We start from the raw sequence: 25,235 nt of genomic DNA, 5'->3' as shown, positions 1-25,235 counted from the left end.
TTTATAGAGTTTCGTGCCAAGCCATAATCTCTTTGGTGACTTGTCCGATGCTTAAAACATCAAATTGTCTTGTATAGTCGTGTTTGATAATACTTTTCTTATAAATGGGATCATAGTATTCTAAAAGAAGTTTTTCTGCTATTTTGGCATAATCTCTTTGTTGAATTAAAAGTTCCAATTCTTCTAAAAATGCTTTGCTCACATAGACACTTAATTTGATCAATGATTTGCGTAATTGTGCATCAAAGTTATCACAAAGAGCGTAATCTTTTACAAGAAGGTCAACTCTAAATTCAATGGATGCATTTAACAATGCATGAATGCCGCCTTGGATACAATTATAAAGTGCTTGTGGCATAAAAACAGGTCCTATGCGTTTGCTTTCAGATTCCACAAAGCAATATTCAGATGTATTTCGAGATACTTTTTCAAAAATCAAATTTTCAAAATTTTGCTGTGTCTGTAATTTGTCCATGCCAATATGTCCTAGATGAGAACCTTTGTGCATGGCAAGTCCTTCTAAATCCAACACAGGCAGATTCTCAGATTCTAATGAATTGAGTACATGCGTTTTTCCAACACCAGATAATCCGTGAAGGACAATCATTTTGGGATAAAAAAGGGGATCTGATAAACGCTCTAAAACCATTTGTCGGTAATTTTTATAGCCACCTTGCAACCAAGAAACGGACAGCCCAATACCTTTTAGGAGCAACGTGATCGATGTGCTTCGATACCCACCTCTTGAGCAATAAAAAACAATTTTAAGTTCAGGATTTTGAGCGATTATATCTTGAATGATATCAAAATAGGTCATGAGCTTTTGAGATACAAATTCTAATCCTTTTCGACGCGCAGCATCAACAGATGTATTTTTGTATAAATCGCCTACAACATGGCGCTCGTGATCATTCAAAATGGGTAAGTTTTTAGCGTTTGGGATATGACCTTTTTCATATTCTGATTCGGATCTCACATCGATATAATAGCAGTTTAAATCATTTGGGTCATAGAGAATGGGTTTATACATACACACCTCGCTCATAAAATAAACAATATCTAAAAGACTTCAATTTATTCTAACATAAAATGCTTTGATCTGCTATATTCAGTGCGATTCCTCTTCTTCAAGAAGTGTGAAATTGGACACATGATTATTAAGTTTAATACTGCTTTTGTAGAGGGTGCTAATTTGGTGTTCAATGCTCTTCATGGCAACTGTGTGACTTTCAATGGCGGTAACAACTTCTTTAGCAGATAGAGCGGTGGATTGAGAATGTAAAATTATTTTTTCAAGCGAATCTGTAATGGCGCTTTTTCTATTGGCGATGCTATCGATTGCAAGCATTAACTGTTCTGTTTCTTCTGAGACATCAATGAGGGCATCAATCGTTGAATCACAATGCATAATCACATCCTCAATTGAATAATCAAGTGTGCTCGTGATGGTTCGAGTGCGATCAAGTGCGGCACCAATTTCTAGAGTATAGTGATAAATTTGATGAATAAACTGGTGGCTTTCTTCTAAAAGCATAAATAATTCGGACTGTGATACTTTCAATGAAGGCGTTTTTATCAAATCGATAATAGAGTCTTGAATAGGGATGAGGTTCGCTACGCAAACGCTTAAATCATCAATAGACTGAATAACAGTTCTAATAGATAATTCAGATACAACCGCATTTTGAACCAGTAAATCCAGTGCATCATGTGCTGAACACATTGTTTCAGAGGTGATGCTTAAACGCGTTGAAACATTTAAAGAAATCTCTATCATACGATCTATTTTAGATCCAATGGATTTTGACAAAAAAAGGGCATTCTGAGTTTCATCAACTTGTATTTGAGCATCTTTAGAGACAATTTGAATAATGGTACTGATTTCATCCACAGCATTACTACCCTTAGACGCATCATCTGCCAAAACGGATGTAGAATCATGAATAGTAGTTGAGATTTTTTTGATATTTTTAATGAGTTTGGATAAACTTGATTTCATTTTGTTAAATGCTAAGATACTTTCGGCAATTTCATCAGAGCCATTGGTATGGATTGGGCTATTAAAGTTGCCGAAGGAGACTTCTATGATATTTTTGTAGAGTAAACCCAGCGGCAGAAGGGCTTTTTTTATAATCCCAAAAAGTAGAAGCGATATGATCAAAAAGGACGTTAGGAGCATGATATTGGTTAAAATCAATGCAGTTTTAAGAGGACTCATAAGTACAGCATCGTTATCGTTTACGACCAAATACCAGTTGTATTCAGGCATTTTTTTATAATGCCATGTCCGATTTTGTGAAGTTTCAATTATCCCTGACAATGCAGTGGATGACAAAAGATTTTTACTCATTAGCGGATCATATTCTTGAAGTCGAGTATAACCTAAAGCCATATTTTCTGTTGTTTTCAATATATTTAAATCTTGATCTAATAAAATATATGCACCCTGGAGGTTGTCAAAAGGTAATTTGCTGATTTTAAAATTGATGCTTACAATGCCAGTGGTTTCATTTAAAATTTTCACAGGTGTTAAAATACTAAAAATATAGTCACCATTTAAGACATCAATATGCGAGGAAGATAGAATGGTTTTGTTTTGCTCCAGTGTATAGGCATACCAATAGTAGAGATCATCATTGGTAAGGTCAACGTTACTTTTAGAAGCACCATTTTGATAAAAGATTTCCTTTCTATTTTTAGACCAAACTGAAATAGAATGAATGCTCTTATCCTTAGAAAGATAGAAATTCATATCTTCTAAAACAGTTGTATAGCCGTCAATTGTTTTAAGTGCATAGTTGGTATTAATGTATCTTGTCTTTGATAGAAACTGAGACAGGTTAGAATTCTGGGATAAGAGTTCACATATTATTGTTTTGCTTCCTATAAAATTGTTGAGCTCGGAGCGTGCGCTATTTAAATTTTCATATGTAATTTGATCAATACTGCTATCGACATTGGCATGAATAGAAGCGTTTAAGTATAGGATAATAAAAAACGCTGAGACCAATAACAATAAAAATGTGATAGAACTTATTTTAGTTGAAAATGTACGTGCAAATTTTAATTTCATAGACGCCTCCTAATGTAAGTGTCACAAATACTATACCCTTTATAGAGTTAATAAAATCTTAAAATTCGCCTCATAATTATTGTGTTATAATTATAAAATGAAATCTATGCGAACCAAGTCACATTAAACAGGTTTGTGACTGGCTCATCTGGGTAAGAAATATATTAAAATAGGCGGCTAGACAGAGTGAAAGGTTGTGTTGAAAGGTTGTGAATGATTATGAGATTAATACACATAAATGAAGTGATTCCAGGCATTAAAGTAGCAAAACCCATCTACGACTCCAAATTATCCTTATTGGTTCAAAAAGATACCGCTCTCAGTAGCCATCTTATAGAAAAATTAAAACAAATAGATATTAGACATGTCTATGTGGAAGATGATATTTCAAAGGGTATTATACTTGAACCCATGATTTCAGATACTTTGAAACTACAAGCTATTACGATGATGAAAATGATTTACGAGCTATATGATCAAGGTCAAGGAGAGAAATCAAAGCAAGTTAGAGAAGAACATATCCGATCGTTAAGGGGAATTATAGATGATATAATTTCAGAAATATACAGTCAGTATGATAAGAAATATTACAGCACGGAATTAATGGGGGCAGAGATGTATCATTATGACCATGCAGTAGAAGTGATGATCCTTTCTGTTTTAATTGGCAAGAAAATGGGTATTGACAGAGAGCGCCTATTGAAACTTGGCATGGGGGCCATTTTATCAGACATTGGAAAATCCAAGGTGCCTGATCACATACTTAATAAAAAGGGGAAACTCGATCCAGCGGAATTTGATCAGATGAAGAAGCATGTGGAATATGGCTACGATATGGTCAAAGAGTTGGTTGAACTTTCACCTTTATCGAGACAAATTATACTACTACATCATGAAAAGCTAGATGGTTCTGGCTATCCAAATGGATTTGTTGCAGATCAAATTCCATTGCTCGTGAGAATCGTAACCATATGTGATATCTTTAGTGCCATCGTATCAGACAGAACTTATAATAATAGGATTTCTGCAGATGTTGCGGTTGAGATTTTGCGTTCTGCTGCACCTGCTAAATTGGATTCAGATATCATCAATTACATGATGCAAATTGTGGATATATATCCTCCGGGAACACTTGTAGAGCTCAGCACAGGAGCGTATGGCATCGTCATCAATAATAATTTGAGTGCGCCAACGCGGCCAGTTCTAAGGATTCTCACCGGTGAGCAATACGAGGAAGTAGATATGATGAAGGATCTCACGATATTTATAAAGAAAGTTGTCTCGAGACTTCCGAAGAGCTAGTCTTATATCTAGATATGGGATGAATTATTTTTATGATGCGACCCTCTATGAGAATAGAGGGTTTTATTAAATTTAGGCCAAAATCTTTCGGCATTTAAAAGCCGTTATGCGTGCGGTAGGACTTAATAGTCCTAATTATAGATTCTTTAAATAAGGGGGCGCTTTAGGTGTGGATGATACTTCGAGGGCGTATCATATTTCGAGAAAATTAAGTATGTATTGAATTGGTTGTAAGCTCAAAAACCATATGTTATAATAGCATGGAAGGGAGGGGATAATATGATACTCTCAAAAACTTAATACAAGCGCCAGAACTGTTTACAGTTGACGAGGGCGGGGTTAATCGAAAATTCGGCGGGTGCCCCGCGGTGTAATCAACACCGTAAATACCATACAAATCTCCAAAGCGATTTGGAAGACAAAATTGGTAGGTTGATTCAAAGCTATAAGTGCGTCTAAAGAGCGACATCCTGATAGGGTGTTTTTTTATTGCCAAAAAACAAAAGTTGAAGATACGGAATCTAATAATTGAAGGAGAAAACGCATATGTGTGGAATTGTAGGATATATTGGCAGCAACAATGCATTACCTTACCTGATGGAAGGTTTATCAAAATTAGAATATAGAGGTTATGACTCAGCGGGAATCGCGATTAATTTAGATCAAGAAATAAAAGTATTTAAATCAAAAGGCAGACTAAAAAATTTAGAAGATACCCTGGATAAGAGTATGAACACGGTCTTGGGTATTGGGCATACGAGATGGGCAACTCATGGTGCGCCATCTGATGTAAATGCACACCCTCATACCAATGAAAACAGCACAATCGCAGTAATACACAATGGTATCATTGAAAACTATATGGAAATCAAAGAATGGCTCATAAACGATAAAAAAGTTTGTTTTAAATCGGAAACGGATACGGAAGTTATTGCACACTTAATCGATTACTACTATGAAGGAGATCTTTTAGAGGCTGTTAATCGAGCGATTGAAAAGATGGAAGGGGCCTATGCGATTGGCGTTATTGCGAAAGGCGAACCTGATCGATTAGTTGCGGTGAGAAAAGATAGTCCTTTGATCGTTGGACTCGGTGCAGGCGAAAATTTCATCGCTTCTGATATTCCAGCGCTGCTAAAGTATACCCGAGATATTCTCTTGATAGAAAATGATGAAGTTGTGGATCTTAGAAAGGACCAAGTAACCATTTATAATGTATTTGGTCAAAAGATTGAGCGTGAAATTTATAAAGTCACTTGGGATATGGAGTCTGCTGAAAAAGAAGGTTATGAGCACTTTACTTTAAAGGAGATTCATGAACAACCCAAAGGTGTTAAAGAAACGTTTACAAGAAGATTAGATAAAAATTCTAATATTGTATTAGATGGGATTACAATAACTGCGGAAGATCTAAAAAATATAAATAAAATTTATATTGTGGCTTGTGGAACGGCTTATCACGCAGGCTTGGTAGGAAGACGCGCTTTTGAGACACTTGCTAAAATTCCTGTGGAATGTGATGTGGCATCTGAATTCAGATATAGAGATCCATTTATCGATGAGCATACACTTTTTATTGCGGTATCTCAGTCAGGTGAAACCTTAGATACACTCCAATCGTTGAGAGAAGCTAAGCGAAAAGGAGCAAGAGTTTTAAGTATTGTCAATGTCGTTGGCAGCTCTGTATCCAGAGAATCGGATGATATTTTTTACACATGGGCAGGTCCTGAGATCGGTGTTGCATCGACTAAAGCGTTTACAACACAATTGACAGCATTTTATTTAATTGCACTTCACTTTGCTAAGTTAAGTGGCAGTATGAATGATGAGCGCATTAAAGAAGTCGTTGATGAACTGAAGATGATGCCAGAAATGATTCAATCTATCTTAGATCAAAGTGAAAAGATACAAAAATTGGCGGCGCGTCAGTTTAATAATGAAAAAGTGTTCTTTATGGGTAGAGGCTTAGATGCTGACTTGGCACTAGAAGGTTCGTTAAAACTCAAGGAAATTTCTTATATCAATTCATTTTCAATCGCAGCAGGCGAACTCAAACATGGTACAATTGCATTGATTGAAGATAATACCTTTGTTGTGGCACTTGCGACACAGGATAAGCTTTATGAGAAAATGGTTTCGAATATTAAAGAAGTCAAGGCAAGAGGCGCTCATGTTTTTGCAATTGCCAAAGCAGGAAAAACCGTAATTGAAAAATCTGCTGATGAGGTTTTCTATATTCCAGAGACCTTAGATCTCTTGACGCCAATACTGGCTGTGATTCCACTCCAGATGCTCGCTTACTACATTTCATCGATCCGAGGCAACGATGTGGATAAACCGAGAAACTTGGCTAAATCTGTGACAGTTGAATAAAAGAGTAGCTCTTGGAGATCCCTTGTGGATCTCCTTTTTAATTAAAACTATATCAAGGAAATTTGTTTTTGGGCAAGGAAAGATGGCTCAAATGTTGTTAAAACAACAAGATTTGAGTCGAAAGCTGTGCTGAGGAATGTTCACCCTCAAACAGCGTCAGCGAAAATCGTTTTGGGGCATTGGAGATGACACAAATGTTGTTATATTGGATAAGCTAATAGATAAAATTTTAACAAAATAAAGCCACAGAGTGAAATACTTTCAAAGTTCCGTTTTGAGTTTGGTGAATTGATTTAAATCTAAGCACGACATTAGGATAAATCTATTTTTTCCAAAGAGACCAATATGTGAAAAAATTTCTACGGGTACAAAGTGGCCATTTTTAGTGATAAAAATAGAGATATCATGAAAATGCTTTTTTTGTATCAATTTTTTGAGTCTAAGGCTAGAGTTATCAGACTGTAATTCAAAGTTTTGTGGGCCAATAAAGTTAGAAAGCTCTTCAGATGTGTATTCAACTAGATCGCAAGCTGCTTGATTCATGTGTATAAGGGCACCATATTGATCTTCAAGTGTAATTTCAAAAATAAAAATAGCGTGTAAAGCGTTCTCAAAAACGTCTTTAAAATGTTTCTTGCTAAAAAATGTAAATTCATCAAAACGGTCTAAAGAGAGTTCTTCAAAAATTTGAACTAAGAGAAAACGTTGATTTTTAAACTTAAAGGAATCAAATCTGAGATCAATAAGTATTTTTTCGTCTTTTATATTGCAATTGCAAATAGAGACACTATTGTCTGAAGCACTTGTGTCAGCAATTTCATCAGCGTATTGATCAACAAGTTGATCAATATTCTGACCGGGAAAACGTCTTTTCAAAAATAGAGATGCGCTGATGTTCATGTAAAAGAGTGTCCGTGTTTCATAATTGATCAAGAAGGTAATGGTCTTAGACTGATTATACGCATTAAATAGGATCTCAAGCTCTTCGAGAGATGAGTTGATCTTTGAGGCACTAGATCTAATATAATGCTCAATTTCAGTATATATAGAGGACGCATTTGTATCAATCGTAAATTGATCAGGCGGAATTCTACCACAAGCAATATACAGCATTGCACGATCACACCCAAGAACCGAAGCCAGTTTCTCAAGGACATCATCAGAAACGCTTGCATTAGAACTAGATTCCAGTTTGCTAATATATGAATGACTGACACCAATTTTATGAGCCAAATCTCTTTGGCTAATGTTTAATCCCCTTAATTCTCTAACAAGTCTACCTAGCATAAATACTCCTAAAATGAATAATAAGATCAATAAAGGCTTTCATCTAATTATACCAAATTATTGAATTTAAACTGTAGAATTTCTCTTAATCGCACCTCATATTATGAAAATGTTAAGTAGAAGATAATATTTATATAATTAAGTACAAAAATCTTGTAAGTTGCCCACTGTTTGTTATAATTTAATAGAGGATTTCTAAAATGTATACATATATGCAAAAAAATATTTATGTATACATAATGGAAACAAAATCTAAATATTACATGCAGAGATAAAAATATGTAGTAGAGAGAAAATTTACAACAAAAAATGCAAATGGGAGAAAATTATGAAAAAAAGCTTAATGACAAAGCTCATGCTGAGCACGGGGTTACTTGTATTAACGATTATCTTTTTTATCAGTCTGATCAGTTTTAAATTTTCAAGTAATGCAATTGAAAATGAAGTTGAAAGAAATTTGATGACACAATTGCATGATTTGGTAACCAGTCTAAAAGAAGATCAGTCTAATGTGGAAGGCCTTCTCAAAATTATTGGGGATATGCCGGTCATCAAGAATGTCAATTCTGAAAAATTAATGCCTGAAGAAGAGCGAGATGTCAATAACTACTTATTTGCTTTTAGACAAAGTAATGACTATTTATTGGAAAATATCTTTATAGCGGATTCAAAGGGGAACGTTATTGCTGATAGCAGCAATGGATCACTAAGCGGGATTAATGTATCAGATCGAGATTATTTTGTGGAAGCGAAAAGTGGCAAATCTGTCTGGTCAGATGTGTTGATATCTAAAGCCTCTAATACGCCTATTCGAGTTTATATATTTCCTATTGCAAATAAGAGCAATCGATCAATTGGCTATGTTGCCGCTGCAGTTAAAATGGATAAAACCATAGCGCTTATCCATAATATTAAAGTGGGCGAGTTGGGCTATGCGTATATGATTGATCAAAAGGGTTTATTAATTGTGCATCCAAATCCGGATTATACTATGCAAAAGAGTATTGCTGATTTTGAAATTCCAGAATTAAATAAGGCGTTGCCAGACATGATTCAGGGGAATACAAATCGTGTTGAATACAGTTATGATGGTAACTCAAAATTAAACTTATATACTGGATTTGACGAGTTTTCAATCAGTATCAGCGCTGTAAAAGAAGAGTATTTAAAACCAATTGCCAATATGCAAAAATCCATAATAATTTTGGGGATTTTTATGTTGGTAGTGGGCCTAATCATGGCCTATATCATTTCAAGATACATCTTAAAACGTGTCAACAGAATGAAAACGGTTATGTTAGAGGCGTCCAAAGGAGATTTGACCGTTAAAGTAGAGCAATTCAAAGAAGATGGAGATGAAATAGATCAGATCAGCATTGCTTTTAATATGATGCTTCAAAGCTTCAATGCTATTGTTACAGATATTGTAAAAACTTCGGAAGTATTGTCTTCTTCAAGTCAGCAAATGGCATCTTCCGCAGAGGAAGGTGGGAAAGCTGCAACGGATGTCACTGTGGCAATACAAGAGATCTGTCAGGGTATGGAAATTCAAGCTAATGATGTTAATAACACCATTATACTTGTGGATGATATGAAACATAAATTGGATGGCACCGTGAATGAAACCCTCAAAATGGCTCAAGAAGCAGAAGTCGTGATGAAAACGGCTGAAAATAGCCAAAGGCTGATCTATGAAACTGTTGATAAAATGACAGAGATAAGAGCAAGTAGTGAAAAGACCATAGATGTCATCAATAAACTCAACGAACAATCGGATAAAATTAATAAAATTTCAGATACAATTGCTGCAATAGCAGATCAAACGAACTTGCTGGCATTGAATGCCGCTATTGAAGCGGCTCGAGCTGGAGAAGCTGGTAAAGGATTTGCCGTTGTTGCGGAAGAAATTCGCAAACTGGCAACGGATTCTCAATCTTCTGCAAATGGCATCAACGGTCTGATTGGTGAAATTCAAAATGAGATCAAAGAGGCCAATAACTTCACGAAAGCAGAGAGCGAAGCCATTACTTCAGGGGTTCAGGCCATTGATGTGGCAGGCAATGCCTTCTCTAAAATTTTGACGCTAATAGAAAATACACAGAAGTCAATAGAACATGTGGTTGGTCACATTGGAGAAACACAAAAATTAGGTGATTCTGTAAATCAATCTGTTGAAAATATTGCAAATGTCATGTTTAAATCAAATACAAAGACACAAGAAGTGAGCTCTGCCACTGAAGAACAAACAGCTGTTTCAGAAGAAATTGCTGCAGCGTCAGATCATCTTTCTAAAATGGCTATAGATTTATTTGAGCAAGTGAGTCAATACAAAATTTAATTAATTTTATGAACGGCTTATGAAGGTGTCGCATACTTCTGAAAGCCGTTCATTTTAAACTTATACGCCATCTGATTAAAAAAACTTATAATTATTTTTCTGAGTTTTTCCATTTATCACTGTTCAAAGAAAGAATTTTGTGGCATAATATTGGAGAAGTGACGTGCGAGATTAACTCAGATGGTAGAGTGTTTCCTTGACGTGGAAGAAGTCAGGGGTTCGAGTCCCTTATCTCGCACCATTATAGCTAAAGTATTTATACTTTAGCCTTTTTTATGTCGGCATTATGATATAAAAGTAATAAAGAAGATAACCTAAAACAAGTAAGTAGGGTCATCAAGGGCTCAAAAATGGAGTGATTAAATGAAAAGACAGGATTATTACCAACACGTAGCGTATGGAGAACTTGGCATAATTGCCATGGGTAACTGTGAAAGTTTAGCACAGCGCATTAATGATTACCTTGTGAAGATGCGACAAGTTTGTGAGACTGAAACGATTCAAATGCCAAAGACCTATCTTATAAAAAAACAAGAAATTCGTTTTTCAAATGGTGAAGGGAAAGTATTTATCGAAGAATCGGTAAGAGGTAAAGATATTTATATTGTGACGGATATTGGCAATTACAGTTGTACTTACATGATGCACGGATTTGAAAATCATAAAAGTCCAGATGATCATATTCAAGATTTAAAAAGAGTGTTGTCTGCTATGGCTGGTAAGGCAAGGAGAGTTACCGTTTTAATGCCACTTTTATATTCGTCTCGTCAGCATAGTAGAAAGGGAAGAGAATCTTTAGATTGTGCCATGGCACTTCAAGAACTTGAAAAATTGGGTGTAAACGATATCATCACTTTTGACGCACATGACCCAACGATTCAAAACTCTATTCCACTGATTTCATTTGAAAATTTATATCCAACATTAGATATTGTCAAAGCTTTCTTGACAGAAGAAAGTGAAGCTTTTCAAGATCCATCCAAAGTATTGATTATCAGTCCCGATACGGGTGCAATGGACCGTGCAATTTACTACTCGAGTGTTCTTGGCAGTGACATTGGTCTCTTTTATAAAAGACGCGATCATTCTAAAGTTGTAAAAGGTAAAAATCCGATTGTCCAACACGAATACATCGGCAAAGATGTAAAAGATAACAATATTTTGATTGTAGATGACATGATTGCCTCAGGAGAATCTATTTTCGATATTGCAGTTGAGCTCAAAAAGAGAGCAGCGGGTAAAGTTTTTATTGCGACGACTTTCGCTTTATTTACAGAGGGAATTGATAAATTTAATAAGTTTTATAAAGAAGGATATTTTGATAAGGTTTATACAACAAATCTCTCTTATATACCAGAGTCTGTGAAAAATACACCTTGGTTTGAGCAGGTGGATATGTCTGAATATATTTCCAAAGTAATCAATCGATTGAATTATGATATGTCTATTAGCGATATAATGGATGCAAGTACAGGCATTCGTGAACTCATTAAGTTTAAAAACAAAGTGAAATAGAGCCATAAAGTACAATCCATGAATAAGATGAAATAAATTATCTAATCAAAACGGATAATAAACTATAAAAGGGCAATACTTAAATCATCCATTTAAGTGTTGCCCTTTATTGATATTATTCGTCTTCATTCAGATTATAGGCAGGAATATCCAGCCAGCTCGAATGTTGTTTATATGCCATAAGGGACTCTATGATAAATGGCATGTCAAAGAGACCATTAACTCTTAAAGAAACTCAATTTTACATATGGTGATGTCATCGTTAATGTGCTGATTCTTAGAAAATGAATGCATGATGCCTTCATAGAATTTTTGATTTCCAAGATGTGTAATGGATTCATCTAGAATATCAAGAGCCATGTCATAGGAAATATTATGCGTTTCAAACAAGCCATCTGTAAAGCATAGGACGCGATGGATAGGCGACAATGTCAACTTGTAAGATTCGAATATATTTTCATCTAAAACACCTAGAAGCATATTGTTGGAAGCAAGATGACTGATTTCACCACTTTTCATTTTGATAATAAGATCAGGATGCCCAGCATTAATCACCTTCAATTCATCATTTCGAAGATCAAATTCCAAAAAAAGACCTGTTACAAAAAGACTTCTATCATTTTCGGCAGTATTGAGATCACAGAGCAATTTATTAATGGCTTTGACGGAATCCCCAAGAGACTTAAAGTTGATATAGTCCTTAAACATTTGAGTTAAAGTAATGGCTACAAGTGCCGATGAGACCCCGTGTCCCATGACATCAATAAGCGCGAAGTGATATGTGGTCGGACTGGTTTTATTGAAATAGATAAAATCGCCACCAATTTCGTTGTAATGGATCATATGATAGTCAAACTGTAAAAAATCATCTCCAAGTGGGGAAGGGAGTAGAGAATCTAGAACTGTTCTGGCAAGTTTTACTTCTTGGGAAAGGTGATCAAGCAATAATTTTTCCCGCGTAATGTTTTTACCAATTTTCAAATACTTCTCAATATTGCCATGACCATCTTTTATAGGGCTTATGGTAGCTTCTTCATAAAAGAGGATATTATCCTTGCTCTTGTTGATGAAAATGCCTTCCCAGACGTTGCCACTGGTAATGGTGAGCCACAATTCTTTATAAAAGGCATCGTCATGATAATCGCTTTTAATAATGCGTGGTGAATTTGAAATGAGTTCTGCATTATTATAGCCACATAATGCCTGAAAATAAGCATTAGCATATATGATATTGCCGTCAAGATCAGCAATAACAATTGAATTTTGAGCATTTTTTAAAAGATTATCCAAAATTTTATGTTCGGAATGATATAAAACACGGTTCATATAGTTGAAAAGAAAGCTGGAGAGTTCATTATTTAGAAGCGGTTTTTTCAAAATTGTAATCCTGATGTGTTCTGAAAAGAACTTAAAAATAAATTCATCCACGGGAACATCAATTAATAGAATTTCTTCGTAATCGTCTTTGAGCGCGATAATGTGTTCTATCTTTCGAAACTGTTCATATCGAGCGATAAATAAATCGTACTTGCATTCGGGTCTTTGGCCTTCTGTAATCGTTGAAAAATGAAACTGAATATCTCCAAAGTGTGTAAGAAGAGTGTCTTTTACATAATGATCTACATGACAGCCTTCCATAAAATCGATATAGAAATGATTTGTTTTAAGCATGAGTCGCTCCAGTATATTAGTGAGTTGAAATTGTTACAATATGCTAATAATGATTAATTCAAAACAATTCAATGATTATTAATTAAAAAAAAGAGTATAAATACCATGTGAGGTGTGCTATGAGACTTAAACAGATTAATCATCATATAGATTATTTGCGCTTAGATGGCAAAAATATTATAGAACAGAATGAACTCATGGTTAAAATGCTTAGAAAAAAATATGAAGCGTCACCGTCTAAATATCTCATTTTGGATTTTATTGAAATAGAATCCATTGATCACAATCTTGTTTGCTTTGTTCTGGATGTGTTCAAATTGTTGGCGTATCGGCCTCAAAACTTGATATTGATAGATCCAAACGATCGTTTTTCAAGGCATTTAGCCATATTGCATCTCAATATTATCATTGAGAGCTTTAAAAATTATGAAGAAGCAGTGAACTTTATTGAATCCAAAGTATCAACTGCAGTAATGGTCTGACGACGTCATTTCTTAGGGCGTCTTTTTTTAGACGGACGTTTAGACTTGTTTTTTTTGGCAACTGAATAACCAAAGGTGCCTAATAAACTGCCTAAACTATAATAAGCGCCATGACTATAGCAAATCATCTCGGCTAGATCAAGCCTTAATTTACCTGTTTTATCGAGGTATTGATCATCAATGGTGACACTGACGACTTCTGCTAGAAACATATCGTGAGATCCCAGCTCTTTGATCTCTTTAACCACACATTCAATATTGACTGGAGATTCGAGAATAGATGGCGCACTAACTTTAGCGGAAGCAGTAGGTGTGAGTCCTGTCGTTTTAAATTTATCTATATCTTTGCCTGATTTTACGCCGCAGAAATCAGTGGCGTGCACTAAGGCTTTGGTTGTTAAATTGATGACGAAACATTGCCCCTCTTTGATTAAGTCATAAGAATAGCGTTCTTTACGAACGGACACATAAGTCATCGGCGGGGTGCTACAGATTGTACCCGTCCAAGCAATCGTGATTATATTGGGTGATTCCAGTGTACCGCAACTTACCATAGCAGCAGGAACTGGATATACCATGGTTCCAGGTTTCCAAGTGATTTTTCCCATATTATGACATCCTTATTTTAAAATTAAATTAGTATCTCTTTAATTATATCATATTTTATTTGCAAGACTAAATAACTTGTGTATAATAGGAGTATATAGTATAAAAAAGTCGAATTTTCAGAGGTATTTTGATGAGTGTTCAGGTTCTAAACAAGTAATTTGATATTTGGTGTAAGATGGTGCCCCAAAAAGGGTTTTTTTGTTGAACCATTTTACCCAATCATTTCTGTTTAGAACACCGTTACAATTCCTGTAATTGCCGTGCTAAGCACGGTTTTTTTGTACCCCAAAATAGATTTTGAAGGCTCCAGTGGGTGAACCTTCATGAGTTCGTAAATATTTGTTCTGTTTGAGTTGAGGCGCCTCAATTCATAAGTTGATTAAAGAGGACAAAACTATACTGGACGAATCTCCGTGGTGCAAAAGAGGCATTTAAATTGCTATCGAGGATGTAGAAGTGATTCTACATCCTTTTTTTTTTAACAACAAGATTTGAGCCGAAAGCTGCGTCAGCGAAAATCGTTTTGAGGCATCGAGAGATGGCTCAAATGTTGTTGTATGCAAAATTTGACAAACATGGATCAATTTACAAGGAGGTATTATTATGAACAAAGCACTAGAATTTAATGTAATCGTGGAAAAATTGAAAGAACTTGCAATCTCAGAGGCTGCAAAATCTCAAATAGAGGCACTCAAGTTGATGACAGATCCAGTTCTTATTCAGCGACACCTTAACGAAACCAGTGAAGCCAACGAAGTCTTAAAGATGAATACCAGTGTTCCCGTCAATGGACTCGAAGGGATTCAACAGGCCCTTGAGAAGCTCAAAAGGCAAGAGATATTGAGACCAAAGGCATTGGAATCAGTAGGATACTTTCTTAAAGATTGCCAACGCATGACTCGATTTATGAGTGATAAGGCGCTTGTTGCACCACAGATCGTCACTTATGCCGATGATATTTCAAAGTTAGAATCACTTTCAGAGGCTATTGCCCATGCAATTGTGCATGGACAGGTAGATGATCGTGCAACACAAAATCTTTATAAAATTAGAAAAAAGATAACGGAAATTGAAGATCGCATTAAGCAAAAGCTCAATCAATTTTTAACCAGCTCTGGTTATCAACATATGTTTGCAGATGCCATAGTGAGTCAAAGAGATGGTCGATATGTAGTACCGATTAAGAGTGAACATAAAAAATCCTTTGATGGCAATGTACTAGATCGCTCAAGATCAGGGGGGACGGTTTTCATAGAACCAGCTGCCGTCCAAAAATTACAAGCTGAAATAACTGCGCTCAGGGGAGATGAGGAACAGGAAGTTTATAAGATTCTATCCACTTTGAGCAATCAAATTGCGTCTGAAATGAGAGCTATTGAAATAAATTATGAAGTGATGACACACTATGACTTTATATTTGCAAAGGGGAAACTGAGTCGACGCATGAATGGGATTTCTGCACTTATAACACAAGACGGCACTATTCAAATCATCAATGGCAGACATCCGCTTTTGGGGGAAAACGCAGTACCACTTAATCTCACAATATCAGTACCTAAAAGGCATCTGGTCATAACAGGCCCAAACACAGGGGGGAAAACAGTCACAATGAAGACTGTTGGCTTATTTGTGTTGATGACTCAGGCTGGTCTTCAAATTCCATGTGATGCAGGCACAGTATTGCCCATTTATGATCAAGTGCTATGTGACATTGGAGATGGACAAAGTATTGCACAAAATTTGAGTACTTTTTCAGCACATATTACCAACATCATCAAAATCATTCATCAGGCGACACGGAACAGTTTGGTTATCTTAGATGAGATTGGTGCCGGAACAGATCCAACCGAGGGCATGGGAATTGGGATAGCAGTGCTTGAGGCTTTGAGCAAGAAAGCGGCAACGATATTGGCTTCAACGCATTACAATGAGATAAAGGACTTTGCCAATAATCATCCTTTATTTCTAAATGGTAGCATGGCTTTCAATTTGATGTCACTAAAACCTGAATATAAGCTTATTATAGGTGAATCGGGCGAAAGTAATGCCCTTTTGATTGCACTTCGATTGGGGATGGATGACGAATTGATAGAGCGTGCGCATGAGGTGGCCTATAAAACTCAAAAGACATCGGTGCACAGTAAACCAACAAGTGATTTTAGAGATAAACTCAAAGAGTATAAGCATAGACAGACACATGAAGTTTCATCAACAGTAAAAAATGAACCAGAAGTTGATCAGCATGAAAGGGCGAAACCCAATACCCAAATGGCCACAAAATTGGTGAAACGCAGAACACCGAAATTTAAAATTGGAGATTCTGTTTACATTCATACCATGAAGCGCAACGGCATTGTTGTGGCAACAGAAGATCAAAGAGGGGATATCACTGTTCAGGTCATGGGCAAAAAATTTAAAATCAACCATAAAAGATTATCTCTTCATATTAAATCTGATGAGCTCTATCCTGAAGATTATGATATGGACATCGTCACTAAGACGAAAGCGTTTAGGAAAACGGAGAAGAGAGTTCGTAAAGGCAAAGAGGATGTATTGATCATAAGAGAGGAGTAGTCATGAAATCTGTAGATGCAAGAGGTAAATTAGAAGAGGGCATCTTTGACTATAGAGTATCAAAGAATGGAAAATTATTTATCAGTTGGCGTGGAAAAGAGGTCATGATTTTAAAAGATCAGGCGAGTAAGAAAATTTTGGAGAGACTTAGAAATGCTTCTGAGCATGATGCTCAGCTGATTTTGGCTAAAGTGACAGGTAATTTTAAAAGGGGCAATGAAAAAAAACAAAAAAATTTGAAGCGTTAAAAAATAGACACAAAAACTTTTGCAATCAAGTGTTTAGAAAGGATATTTGGGTAAATATTCAATATAATATTTTGGAGGTGGCGTTATGAAAATAGCTGTACAAACTGGGTTGGGTAATATCATGGACACTCTTAAGGGAAAAGGTTACACGGTAGTACCATATAGAGAGGGTGGAACGGATATTAAAGTGACGATCATTAATGATGTTGATCAGGAGTATGAAGAAATTGAACCGATCAGTTTCATGGGGGAAGGTGACAGCGCAATGGTTGTAATTGACGCAACGAAGCTGTCACAAGAGCAAGTTGTGAAGTACGTGGAAAAATATGCACCTAGGGCATAAGGAAATGCGTTCATGACTTGAAATTAATCAGAGATTATATTATAATACAATGCATAATGTAAAGTGTTGAAGAGAAGTAGTAAGATTGTATTATATGTAGAGAGCCTCTGGTTGGTGAAATGGGGTTGTAAGAAAATCTGAACTCGTCTTGGAGCTGTTGACATGAACTGAGTAGTGTCAAACGGATAACCTCGATATCGGTTTATGAGTGGATATTTCGATGAAGTATCAATTAGAGTGGTAACGCGAGCCCTTCGTCTCTAAACGAAGGGCTTTTTTTCTGTAATAAATTCACAACAATAAATTCGCAATTTGGGGTCAATGAATTACGATTAAAAAATGGATTCAAAACGTAAAATTTTAAAGCATTGGATACATCAAGAAAAGATAGGGAGGAGATTTACCATGCACGATTATCAACATAAAGCCATCGAAAAGAAATGGCAAGAGAAGTGGGATGAGAAGGAATGTTTTAAAGCCTACAATGACTTTACAAAACCCAAATACTACCCTTTAGTAGAATTCCCTTATCCATCAGGTCAGGGTTTACATGTGGGTCATCCTAGACCTTACACGGCACTTGACATCGTTGCTCGAAAGAGAAGACTTGAAGGCTATAATGTTCTCTATACAATGGGCTGGGATGCTTTTGGTTTGCCGACAGAAAATTATGCGATTAAAAATCACATTCATCCTGCAACCGTCACTGAACAGAATATCATTAGATTCAAAGAGCAATTGAAAAGTCTTGGTTTATCATTTGACTGGTCAAGAGAAATCAACACGACTGATCCTAATTATTACAAGTGGACACAATGGATTTTTATTAAGTTGTTTGAACACGGTTTAGCTTATAAAAAGGAAATGGACATTAACTGGTGTACTTCATGTAAGGTTGGACTTGCAAATGAAGAAGTCGTCGGCGGTGTATGTGAGCGATGCGGCGGCGAAGTGGTTAAGCGTTCGAAATCACAGTGGATGCTTAAAATCACAGAATATGCAGATCGCTTAATCGATGATCTTGATGATCTGGATTATATTGAGCGTGTGAAAATTCAACAAAAAAACTGGATTGGCAAGTCTATCGGGATGGAGATTGACTTTAAAACCACAACAGATGACATTCTTAGAGTCTTTACCACTAGACCGGATACAATTTATGGGGCAACTTATATGGTTATCAGCCCTGAACATCCATTGATCAGAGAACATGCAGATCAAATTAAAAATTTAGAGGCTTTGAATGCTTATAGAGAAGAAGCAAAGCGCAAATCTGATTTTGAAAGAACTGAAATGAATAAAGATAAAACAGGTGTTGAAATTGAAGGCATCAGTGCCATCAATCCTGCAACACAAAAGGAAATTCCAATCTGGATTTCTGATTATGTATTGATGAGTTATGGAACGGGTGCCATTATGGCTGTACCAGGACATGATGCAAGAGACTGGGATTTTGCTAAAGAATTTAATTTACCTATCGTGGAAGTTGTATCTGGTGGCAATGTTGAAGAAGGTGCTTACACAGATAATGCCAATGGTGTGATTGTCAATTCTGATATTATCAACGGCCTAAGAGTGCCCGAAGCTAAGGAGAAAATTGCGTCTTTCCTCGAGGAAAAAGGTCTTGGTGCCAAACGCGTTAACTTTAAACTCAGAGATTGGGTGTTCTCAAGACAGAGATATTGGGGAGAGCCAATGCCACTTGTGAGCTGTCCGACTTGTGGCTGGGTGACGATCCCTGAATCAGAGCTTCCGCTTACATTACCAGAAGTAGAAAGTTATGAACCAACAGATAATGGTGAATCACCACTTGCAACTATGAAAGATTGGATTGAAACCACATGTCCTAAATGTGGAGGACCTGCGCATAGAGAAACTGATACTATGCCTCAATGGGCTGGATCAAGCTGGTATTTCCTAAGATACTGCGATCCATTTAATGACGATGCATTTGCAAGCATGGAATCGCTCAATTACTGGATGCCTGTGGATTGGTATAACGGTGGCATGGAGCATACAACGCTTCACTTGTTGTATTCAAGATTCTGGCATAAATTCCTATTTGATATTGGTGCAGTGAACACGAAAGAACCTTACGCGAAGAGAACTTCTCACGGTATGATTCTTGGAGAGAACAATGAGAAGATGTCTAAATCAAGAGGTAATGTGGTTAACCCAGATGATATTATCCAAGAATTTGGTGCAGACACGCTTAGAATGTACGAAATGTTCATTGGTGATTTTGAGAAAAGTGTCCCTTGGTCAGATAACAGTGTTAAAGGTTGTAGAAGATTCCTTGACCGTGTATGGCATCTTCAAGAAAACATTGTTGAAGGTACAGCGTACTCGAAATCCCTTGAGACATTAATGCATAAAACGATCAAAAAAGTTTCAGAGGACTATGAAACTCTAAAATTTAATACGGCAATTGCAGCACTTATGACCCTTTTAAATGAATTCAAAAAAGTGGATCATATCAATGAAGCGGAAATAAAGACTTTCCTAATCATGCTGAACCCTGTGTCGCCGCATATGACAGAAGAAATGTGGTCTGTTTTAGGATTTGAAGGTATGATTGTCGATCAAAAATGGCCTCAATTTGACCCTGAAAAAGTAATTGATGACGTGGTTGAAATGGCAGTTCAGATCAATGGTAAAGTAAGATCTACGATTACAATTGCAATTGATGCAACTGCAGAAGATGCACATAACCTTGCGATGAAAGATAGCAAAATCATTCAATTTACTGAAGGTAAGAAAATTGTAAAAGAGATTTTTGTACCAGGTAAGATTTATAATATCGTGGTAAAATAAAGCAAGCAAGAAATGAATTCAGCAGAAAATGTAAATGCGTAAGCATAAAAGAGCAATTGGCGCAAAGCAAAAATAAAAACAAAATGCCTTAATGAAAATCCGTGTGACTTTCGTTAAGGCATTTTTAGTTTTCACTTCAACTGAATATGAGGAAGTTCCTACAAATTGGATTCTTTTTTTGATTTGAGATAGGCATCAATAGCAGCGGCAGTCAATTTCGAATATTTAACAGCTTCTACAACAGTTTTTGCACCTGTAACCACGTCACCTGACGCAAAAACGCCTTCTCGGGTGGTACGACCGGATTCATCTGTAATAACTAATCCATACTTAGTTGTCCCGATATTTTTAGTATTGGCAACGATGTTATCGCGTGGGCCTTGGCTAACAGAAATGATAATGGAATCTGCTTTTATAAATCCTTGGCGATCGCCATGTTCCTGCCATTTTACTTTGCCATTTTCATCAAGATAGGATGAGGTTTCAATATATTTCAAACCAGATGACGTGAGTTCAAAAGGTGACTTTTGAAATTCGAATTTGACGCCATCCGCTTGTGCATATTGACGATCATGTTCATTGGCAGGCATGCTTTCTAAATCTTTGCGGTAGACAATGCTGACATTTCGACTGCCATGTCTAAGTGCTGTGCGCGCCACATCCATGGCAGAATTACCAGCACCGATGACACAAACGTCGTCACCTAAATTGTAGACTTCAGGATTTCTAAGATAATCAAGGCCGTAATGTACATTGCCAAGAGACTCCCCTTTTATTTTGAGTTTATTGGGTTTCCAGACACCTGTGCCAATGAAAACCGCATCATAACCATCTTCGAATAGATTATCCAGCGTGATATTAGGGCCGATTAGCGTATTGGGTCTGATCATGACACCAAGGGCAACCAGTTTATCTTTAATGCGATCCAGTATAGAATTGGGCAATCTGAATTCAGGGACACCATACCTGAGTACACCACCAATTTTATCGTTGGCTTCAAAAATAGTAATATGATAACCTTGAATGGCAAGTGTCATTGCAATGGTAAGTCCTGCTGGTCCAGCACCTATAATGGCAATCATTTGGTCCTTTTTCTCTGAAATCTTATAATCCATAACCGTCAAATAATAGTCCGATACATAGTTTTCTATTGAACTGATGTGGATCGGTTGATCTTTTTTATTGAGTACGCAATGGCCTTCGCACTGTTTTTCATGCGGACAAATGAGAGAACAGACCACAGAAAGCGGATTGTTTTCAAAGAGCAGTTTGCCGGATGCCATAATTTGATTATCTTCAAAGAGCCTAATAAATTCTGGAATATTGGTGGAGACGGGGCATCCCTTAACACAAAGGGGGTTTTTACATTTGAGGCAGCGCTTGGCTTCTAAAATTTCATGACGACTCATGTAGGACACCTTCTTTCAATAATAATTTAATACAGATATTACCACAGATTAGGGTTGCTGTAAACTGATAATTCTTCTCAATTGAAGTTGACAAATGCATAGTAACGAGATATAATAATGACAAAGACACCCCACCCGGGGTGTATGTGGTTAATCAAAAAGTAAATGGGTATAGATTTACAAACAGACACAAACTTGAGAAGAAAAAGAGGGATTGAAATGAATAGTGAAAAATACAATGTCAGTGGTATGACATGTGCAGCTTGTTCACTGGCCATAGAGAAAAGTGTTTCCAAGCTCGATGGGATTGGAGAAGTTAAAGTCAATCTCATTACCAATACAATGGAAGTCGTATATGACAATGCACAGTTGGATTCAGACGCCATTATCAAAGCTGTGGAAAAAGCAGGTTATGGCGCTGAGATGTCCATTGATGAAATTAAAGTGGAAATTGAACAAAAGCATCAAGAGGAAAAATTGGCATTTGAAAAGCGATTGAAGATTTCTCTATTGTTTACAGTGCCTTTATTGTACATCACGATGGGGCACATGCTTGGGTTGCCACTACCCGAATGGATGAGCATGCATGAGGCACCTTTAACCTTTGGCGTTTTACAACTCTTGTTGACAATGCCTGTGGTTTATATGGGGAGAAGTTTTTACACTGTAGGCTTTAAAACCTTGTGGAAACGGTATCCGAATATGGACTCCTTAATTGCCATTGGTACCTCTGCGGCGATTCTATACGGTCTCTTTGCATTGAGCCAGATTTTGATTGGGACGATTCAACACGATATGGCGCTTACCATGCTATATGTGAATGATTTGTACTTTGAATCAGCTGCGGTGATTTTAACGCTCATCACTGTGGGCAAGTATCTTGAATCCAGAGCCAAAGCGAAGACATCGGATGCCATTAAAAAGCTCATAGATCTATCGCCTCAAACGGCACTGCTGTTTAAAGAGGGGAAAACGTACGAGATCGATATTAAAGACGTAAAAGTGGATGATATTCTCGTCGTAAAACCCGGTGCCACCATACCGGTTGACGGCATGATCATAGAAGGCGAATCAGCCATAGATGAATCGATGTTAACTGGTGAGAGTATTCCTGTTTCCAAAGGCATTGGTGAGCAGGTTATTGGTGCAAGTCTCAATAAGAGTGGGTATTTTAAAATGAAAGCGGAACGTGTTGGGAATAACACAATGCTTTCTCAGATTATAAAACTCGTGCAAGAGGCTCAGGGTAAAAAAGCACCTATTGCGAAAATTGCAGATCAGATTAGCAGTATTTTCGTGCCAGCAGTATTGGGACTGGCGTTATTGGGCTTCATAGTGTGGGTGCTACTTGGATACTCTTTTGTATTTTCAATGAGCATTGCCATTACGATTTTGGTTATATCCTGTCCTTGTGCGCTTGGTCTTGCCACACCAACAGCTATTATGGTGGGGACTGGAAAAGGAGCAGAATACGGCATTTTGATCAAAGGTGGTGTTGCACTTGAAAATACGCATTTGATCGATACAGTGGTCTTAGATAAAACAGGTACAATCACAGAGGGAAAACCCACGGTTACAGATGTGATTTCATATGAAATACCAGAAAATGATTTATTACAAATCGTAGCGAGCATTGAAGAAAAATCGGAGCATCCACTTGCAGAAGGAATTATTCGTTTTGCAGATGAAAAGGGCATATCCCTTATAGAAGTACCTGAATTCGAATCGCTTTCAGGATTGGGCCTTAGCGCTCAAATTAAGGATTCAAAGTGGCTCATTGGCAATGAAGCACTTATGAATCAAAATAAGATCAGTATGGATCATTATCGTGAAGCCTTTGACCAGCTCACAAGCATGGGAAAAACGCCGATGTTTATTGCCAAAGAGCATGAGCTCACAGGGATTATCGGTATGATGGATGTTCCAAAACCCAATAGTGAAGAGGCCATTCACGCACTTATGGCAGCTGGTATTGACGTGATTATGCTCACCGGAGATCACAAAAAAACGGCTGAAAGTATTCAAAGACAACTTGGAATTCCCAAAGCCTATGCAGAAGTCTTTCCACATGAAAAGGCAAAAGTTGTTGAGAAATTGATGTCAGAAGGTCGAAAAGTAGCTATGGTAGGAGATGGCATTAACGATTCTCCTGCGCTTGCACTGGCGGATATTGGTATTGCCATTGGCAATGGGACAGATATTGCAATTGAGTCAGCAGATATCGTGCTCATGAAAAGTGATTTGAGAGATGTGGTAACCGCTATTGAGCTCAGCCGCAAAACGATTCGAAATATTAAACAAAATCTCTTTTGGGCTTTCTTTTACAATGTGTTGGGTATTCCGGTTGCAGCAGGCGTCTTCTATTTGTCTTTTGGTTTTAAACTGAATCCTATGTTTGCAGCTGCAGCCATGAGTTTGAGTTCATTCACAGTTGTCATGAATGCACTTAGATTGAGAGGATTTAAACCTGAAAAGCATTATAGAAGTGGTGCTTCAACAAAAGTTTATGAGACGTATTCATTTAGAGATGAAGTACAAAATCAAGTTCTATCTGAAAACGCGCCCATCGCTCACGATGAAGATAAACGTGATGATCAAGAACAAAATGAGAGCAAACTGGAATTGAAGACAGATTTAGAGTTGAAAACAAATGAAACACGAATTAAAAATGAAATTAAAATTCAGGAGGACAATGAAATGAAAAAAGAAATGTTGATTGAAGGTATGAGCTGTGGGCATTGCAAGATGAGAGTAGAAAAGGCTCTCAATGGTCTTGAAGGCGTAGAAAATGCTGAAGTCGCATTGGAAGAAAAAAAGGCATTTGTCACTTTGAGTTCTGACGTGGATGATGTGATCCTAAAAACTGCCGTGGAAGAGGCTGGTTATGAAGTTGTGGAAGTGAAGTAATGCATAAGGACAGATCCGAAGTGTTGAAACTCTTAAAGACTTCAAAAGGACAAATTGAAGGCATTATCAAAATGATTGATAATGACCGTTATTGCATTGATATCTCGAAGCAGATACTGGCAGCACAGGCCTTGCTGAAAAAAGCAAATCAGAATATTCTTAAAACACATATGCAAACTTGTGTTAAAGAAGCTTTTGAAAATGACAATGGCGATGAAAAAATTGAAGAGATCATAAGCATATTGGATAAATACTATAAATAAAAAAGCCAAATGAAAGCCATATGTTTG

Annotated in this window: 17 protein-coding genes, 1 tRNA gene and 1 other annotated feature; of the genes, 12 read left to right on the top strand and 6 right to left on the bottom strand. The window is 36.8% G+C overall.

The genetic code is table 11. The features are described from left to right. Position 1: 1 nt before the first annotated feature. Both mnmH and ISU02_RS14590 read right to left on the bottom strand, forming a co-directional pair. Positions 2 to 1,030, bottom strand: coding sequence for a tRNA 2-selenouridine(34) synthase MnmH (gene mnmH / locus ISU02_RS14595; RefSeq protein ID WP_194702577.1), 1,029 nt, complete (start codon positions 1,028 to 1,030; stop codon positions 2 to 4). A 78-nt stretch (positions 1,031 to 1,108) separates the two neighbouring features. Then, positions 1,109 to 3,073, bottom strand: a complete 1,965-nt coding sequence (locus ISU02_RS14590) for a methyl-accepting chemotaxis protein (RefSeq protein ID WP_194702576.1) — start codon at positions 3,071 to 3,073, stop codon at positions 1,109 to 1,111. Between the two features lie 219 nt (positions 3,074 to 3,292). Between ISU02_RS14590 and ISU02_RS14585 the strand changes: the two genes are divergently transcribed. Together ISU02_RS14585 and glmS are read left to right on the top strand one after the other, a co-directional pair. Further along, positions 3,293 to 4,375, top strand: coding sequence for an HD-GYP domain-containing protein (locus tag ISU02_RS14585; protein WP_194702575.1), 1,083 nt, complete (start codon positions 3,293 to 3,295; stop codon positions 4,373 to 4,375). 546 nt (positions 4,376 to 4,921) lie between these two features. Then, a complete protein-coding gene (gene glmS, locus ISU02_RS14580) occupies positions 4,922 to 6,748 on the top strand; it encodes a glutamine--fructose-6-phosphate transaminase (isomerizing) (protein ID WP_194702574.1) in 1,827 nt (608 codons plus the stop codon). A 261-nt stretch (positions 6,749 to 7,009) separates the two neighbouring features. Here glmS and ISU02_RS14575 read toward each other — a convergent pair whose 3' ends face one another. Continuing rightward, positions 7,010 to 8,035, bottom strand: coding sequence for a helix-turn-helix domain-containing protein (locus ISU02_RS14575; RefSeq protein ID WP_194702573.1), 1,026 nt, complete (start codon positions 8,033 to 8,035; stop codon positions 7,010 to 7,012). Between the two features lie 328 nt (positions 8,036 to 8,363). Between ISU02_RS14575 and ISU02_RS14570 the strand changes: the two genes are divergently transcribed. The 3 genes from ISU02_RS14570 to ISU02_RS14560 all read left to right on the top strand — a co-directional run bounded on the left by ISU02_RS14570 (position 8,364) and on the right by ISU02_RS14560 (position 11,888). Further along, the gene (locus tag ISU02_RS14570) at positions 8,364 to 10,373 is read left to right on the top strand and encodes a methyl-accepting chemotaxis protein (RefSeq protein WP_194702572.1); all 2,010 of its coding nucleotides are present in this window, start codon (positions 8,364 to 8,366) and stop codon (positions 10,371 to 10,373) included. Between the two features lie 165 nt (positions 10,374 to 10,538). Then, positions 10,539 to 10,614 (top strand) — tRNA-Val (locus tag ISU02_RS14565). 122 nt (positions 10,615 to 10,736) lie between these two features. Further along, positions 10,737 to 11,888: a ribose-phosphate pyrophosphokinase gene (locus ISU02_RS14560; protein WP_194702571.1), complete on the top strand. Its 1,152-nt coding sequence runs from the start codon at positions 10,737 to 10,739 to the stop codon at positions 11,886 to 11,888. A gap of 225 nt (positions 11,889 to 12,113) precedes the next feature. Here ISU02_RS14560 and ISU02_RS14555 read toward each other — a convergent pair whose 3' ends face one another. After that, positions 12,114 to 13,559: a SpoIIE family protein phosphatase gene (locus ISU02_RS14555; protein ID WP_194702570.1), complete on the bottom strand. Its 1,446-nt coding sequence runs from the start codon at positions 13,557 to 13,559 to the stop codon at positions 12,114 to 12,116. Positions 13,560 to 13,678: 119 nt separating this feature from the next. On the opposite strand from ISU02_RS14555, the gene ISU02_RS14550 reads away from it, so the two are divergent. Next, entirely contained in the window at positions 13,679 to 14,041 is a 363-nt protein-coding gene (locus tag ISU02_RS14550) for a hypothetical protein (protein ID WP_194702569.1), read from the top strand. 5 nt (positions 14,042 to 14,046) lie between these two features. On the opposite strand, the gene ISU02_RS14545 is transcribed toward ISU02_RS14550, so the two are convergent. Continuing rightward, entirely contained in the window at positions 14,047 to 14,649 is a 603-nt protein-coding gene (locus tag ISU02_RS14545; RefSeq protein WP_194702568.1) for a flavin reductase family protein, read from the bottom strand. 604 nt (positions 14,650 to 15,253) lie between these two features. Between ISU02_RS14545 and ISU02_RS14540 the strand changes: the two genes are divergently transcribed. The 4 genes from ISU02_RS14540 to leuS all read left to right on the top strand — a co-directional run bounded on the left by ISU02_RS14540 (position 15,254) and on the right by leuS (position 20,629). Further along, positions 15,254 to 17,224 carry an endonuclease MutS2 gene (locus ISU02_RS14540; RefSeq protein WP_194702567.1) on the top strand — a complete coding sequence of 657 codons (1,971 nt, stop codon included), beginning with the start codon at positions 15,254 to 15,256 and terminating at the stop codon, positions 17,222 to 17,224. 2 nt (positions 17,225 to 17,226) lie between these two features. Next, entirely contained in the window at positions 17,227 to 17,472 is a 246-nt protein-coding gene (locus ISU02_RS14535; protein WP_194702566.1) for a hypothetical protein, read from the top strand. Between the two features lie 85 nt (positions 17,473 to 17,557). Then, entirely contained in the window at positions 17,558 to 17,815 is a 258-nt protein-coding gene (locus ISU02_RS14530) for a YkuS family protein (RefSeq protein ID WP_194702565.1), read from the top strand. Positions 17,816 to 17,872: 57 nt separating this feature from the next. Then, positions 17,873 to 18,080: a binding site (T-box leader), on the top strand. Between the two features lie 140 nt (positions 18,081 to 18,220). Then, positions 18,221 to 20,629 (top strand): leucine--tRNA ligase, encoded by a 2,409-nt coding sequence (leuS, locus tag ISU02_RS14525; protein ID WP_194702564.1) that lies wholly within the window; start codon positions 18,221 to 18,223, stop codon positions 20,627 to 20,629. A 158-nt stretch (positions 20,630 to 20,787) separates the two neighbouring features. On the opposite strand, the gene ISU02_RS14520 is transcribed toward leuS, so the two are convergent. Further along, positions 20,788 to 22,038: an NAD(P)-dependent oxidoreductase gene (locus ISU02_RS14520; protein WP_194702563.1), complete on the bottom strand. Its 1,251-nt coding sequence runs from the start codon at positions 22,036 to 22,038 to the stop codon at positions 20,788 to 20,790. Between the two features lie 219 nt (positions 22,039 to 22,257). Here ISU02_RS14520 and ISU02_RS14515 point away from each other — a divergent pair, with 219 nt between their 5' ends. Then, positions 22,258 to 24,945 carry a heavy metal translocating P-type ATPase gene (locus ISU02_RS14515; RefSeq protein WP_228727828.1) on the top strand — a complete coding sequence of 896 codons (2,688 nt, stop codon included), beginning with the start codon at positions 22,258 to 22,260 and terminating at the stop codon, positions 24,943 to 24,945. Further along, a complete protein-coding gene (locus ISU02_RS14510; RefSeq protein ID WP_194702562.1) occupies positions 24,945 to 25,208 on the top strand; it encodes a metal-sensing transcriptional repressor in 264 nt (87 codons plus the stop codon). Before ISU02_RS14515 ends, ISU02_RS14510 begins: the two co-directional genes overlap by 1 nt. Positions 25,209 to 25,235 lie beyond the last annotated feature (27 nt).

It is taken from the genome of Fusibacter ferrireducens, from assembly GCF_015352425.1.
Classification (GTDB): Bacteria; Bacillota; Clostridia; order Peptostreptococcales; family Acidaminobacteraceae; genus Fusibacter_A; species Fusibacter_A ferrireducens.
This window is presented reverse-complemented; position numbering and strand designations above follow the sequence as displayed.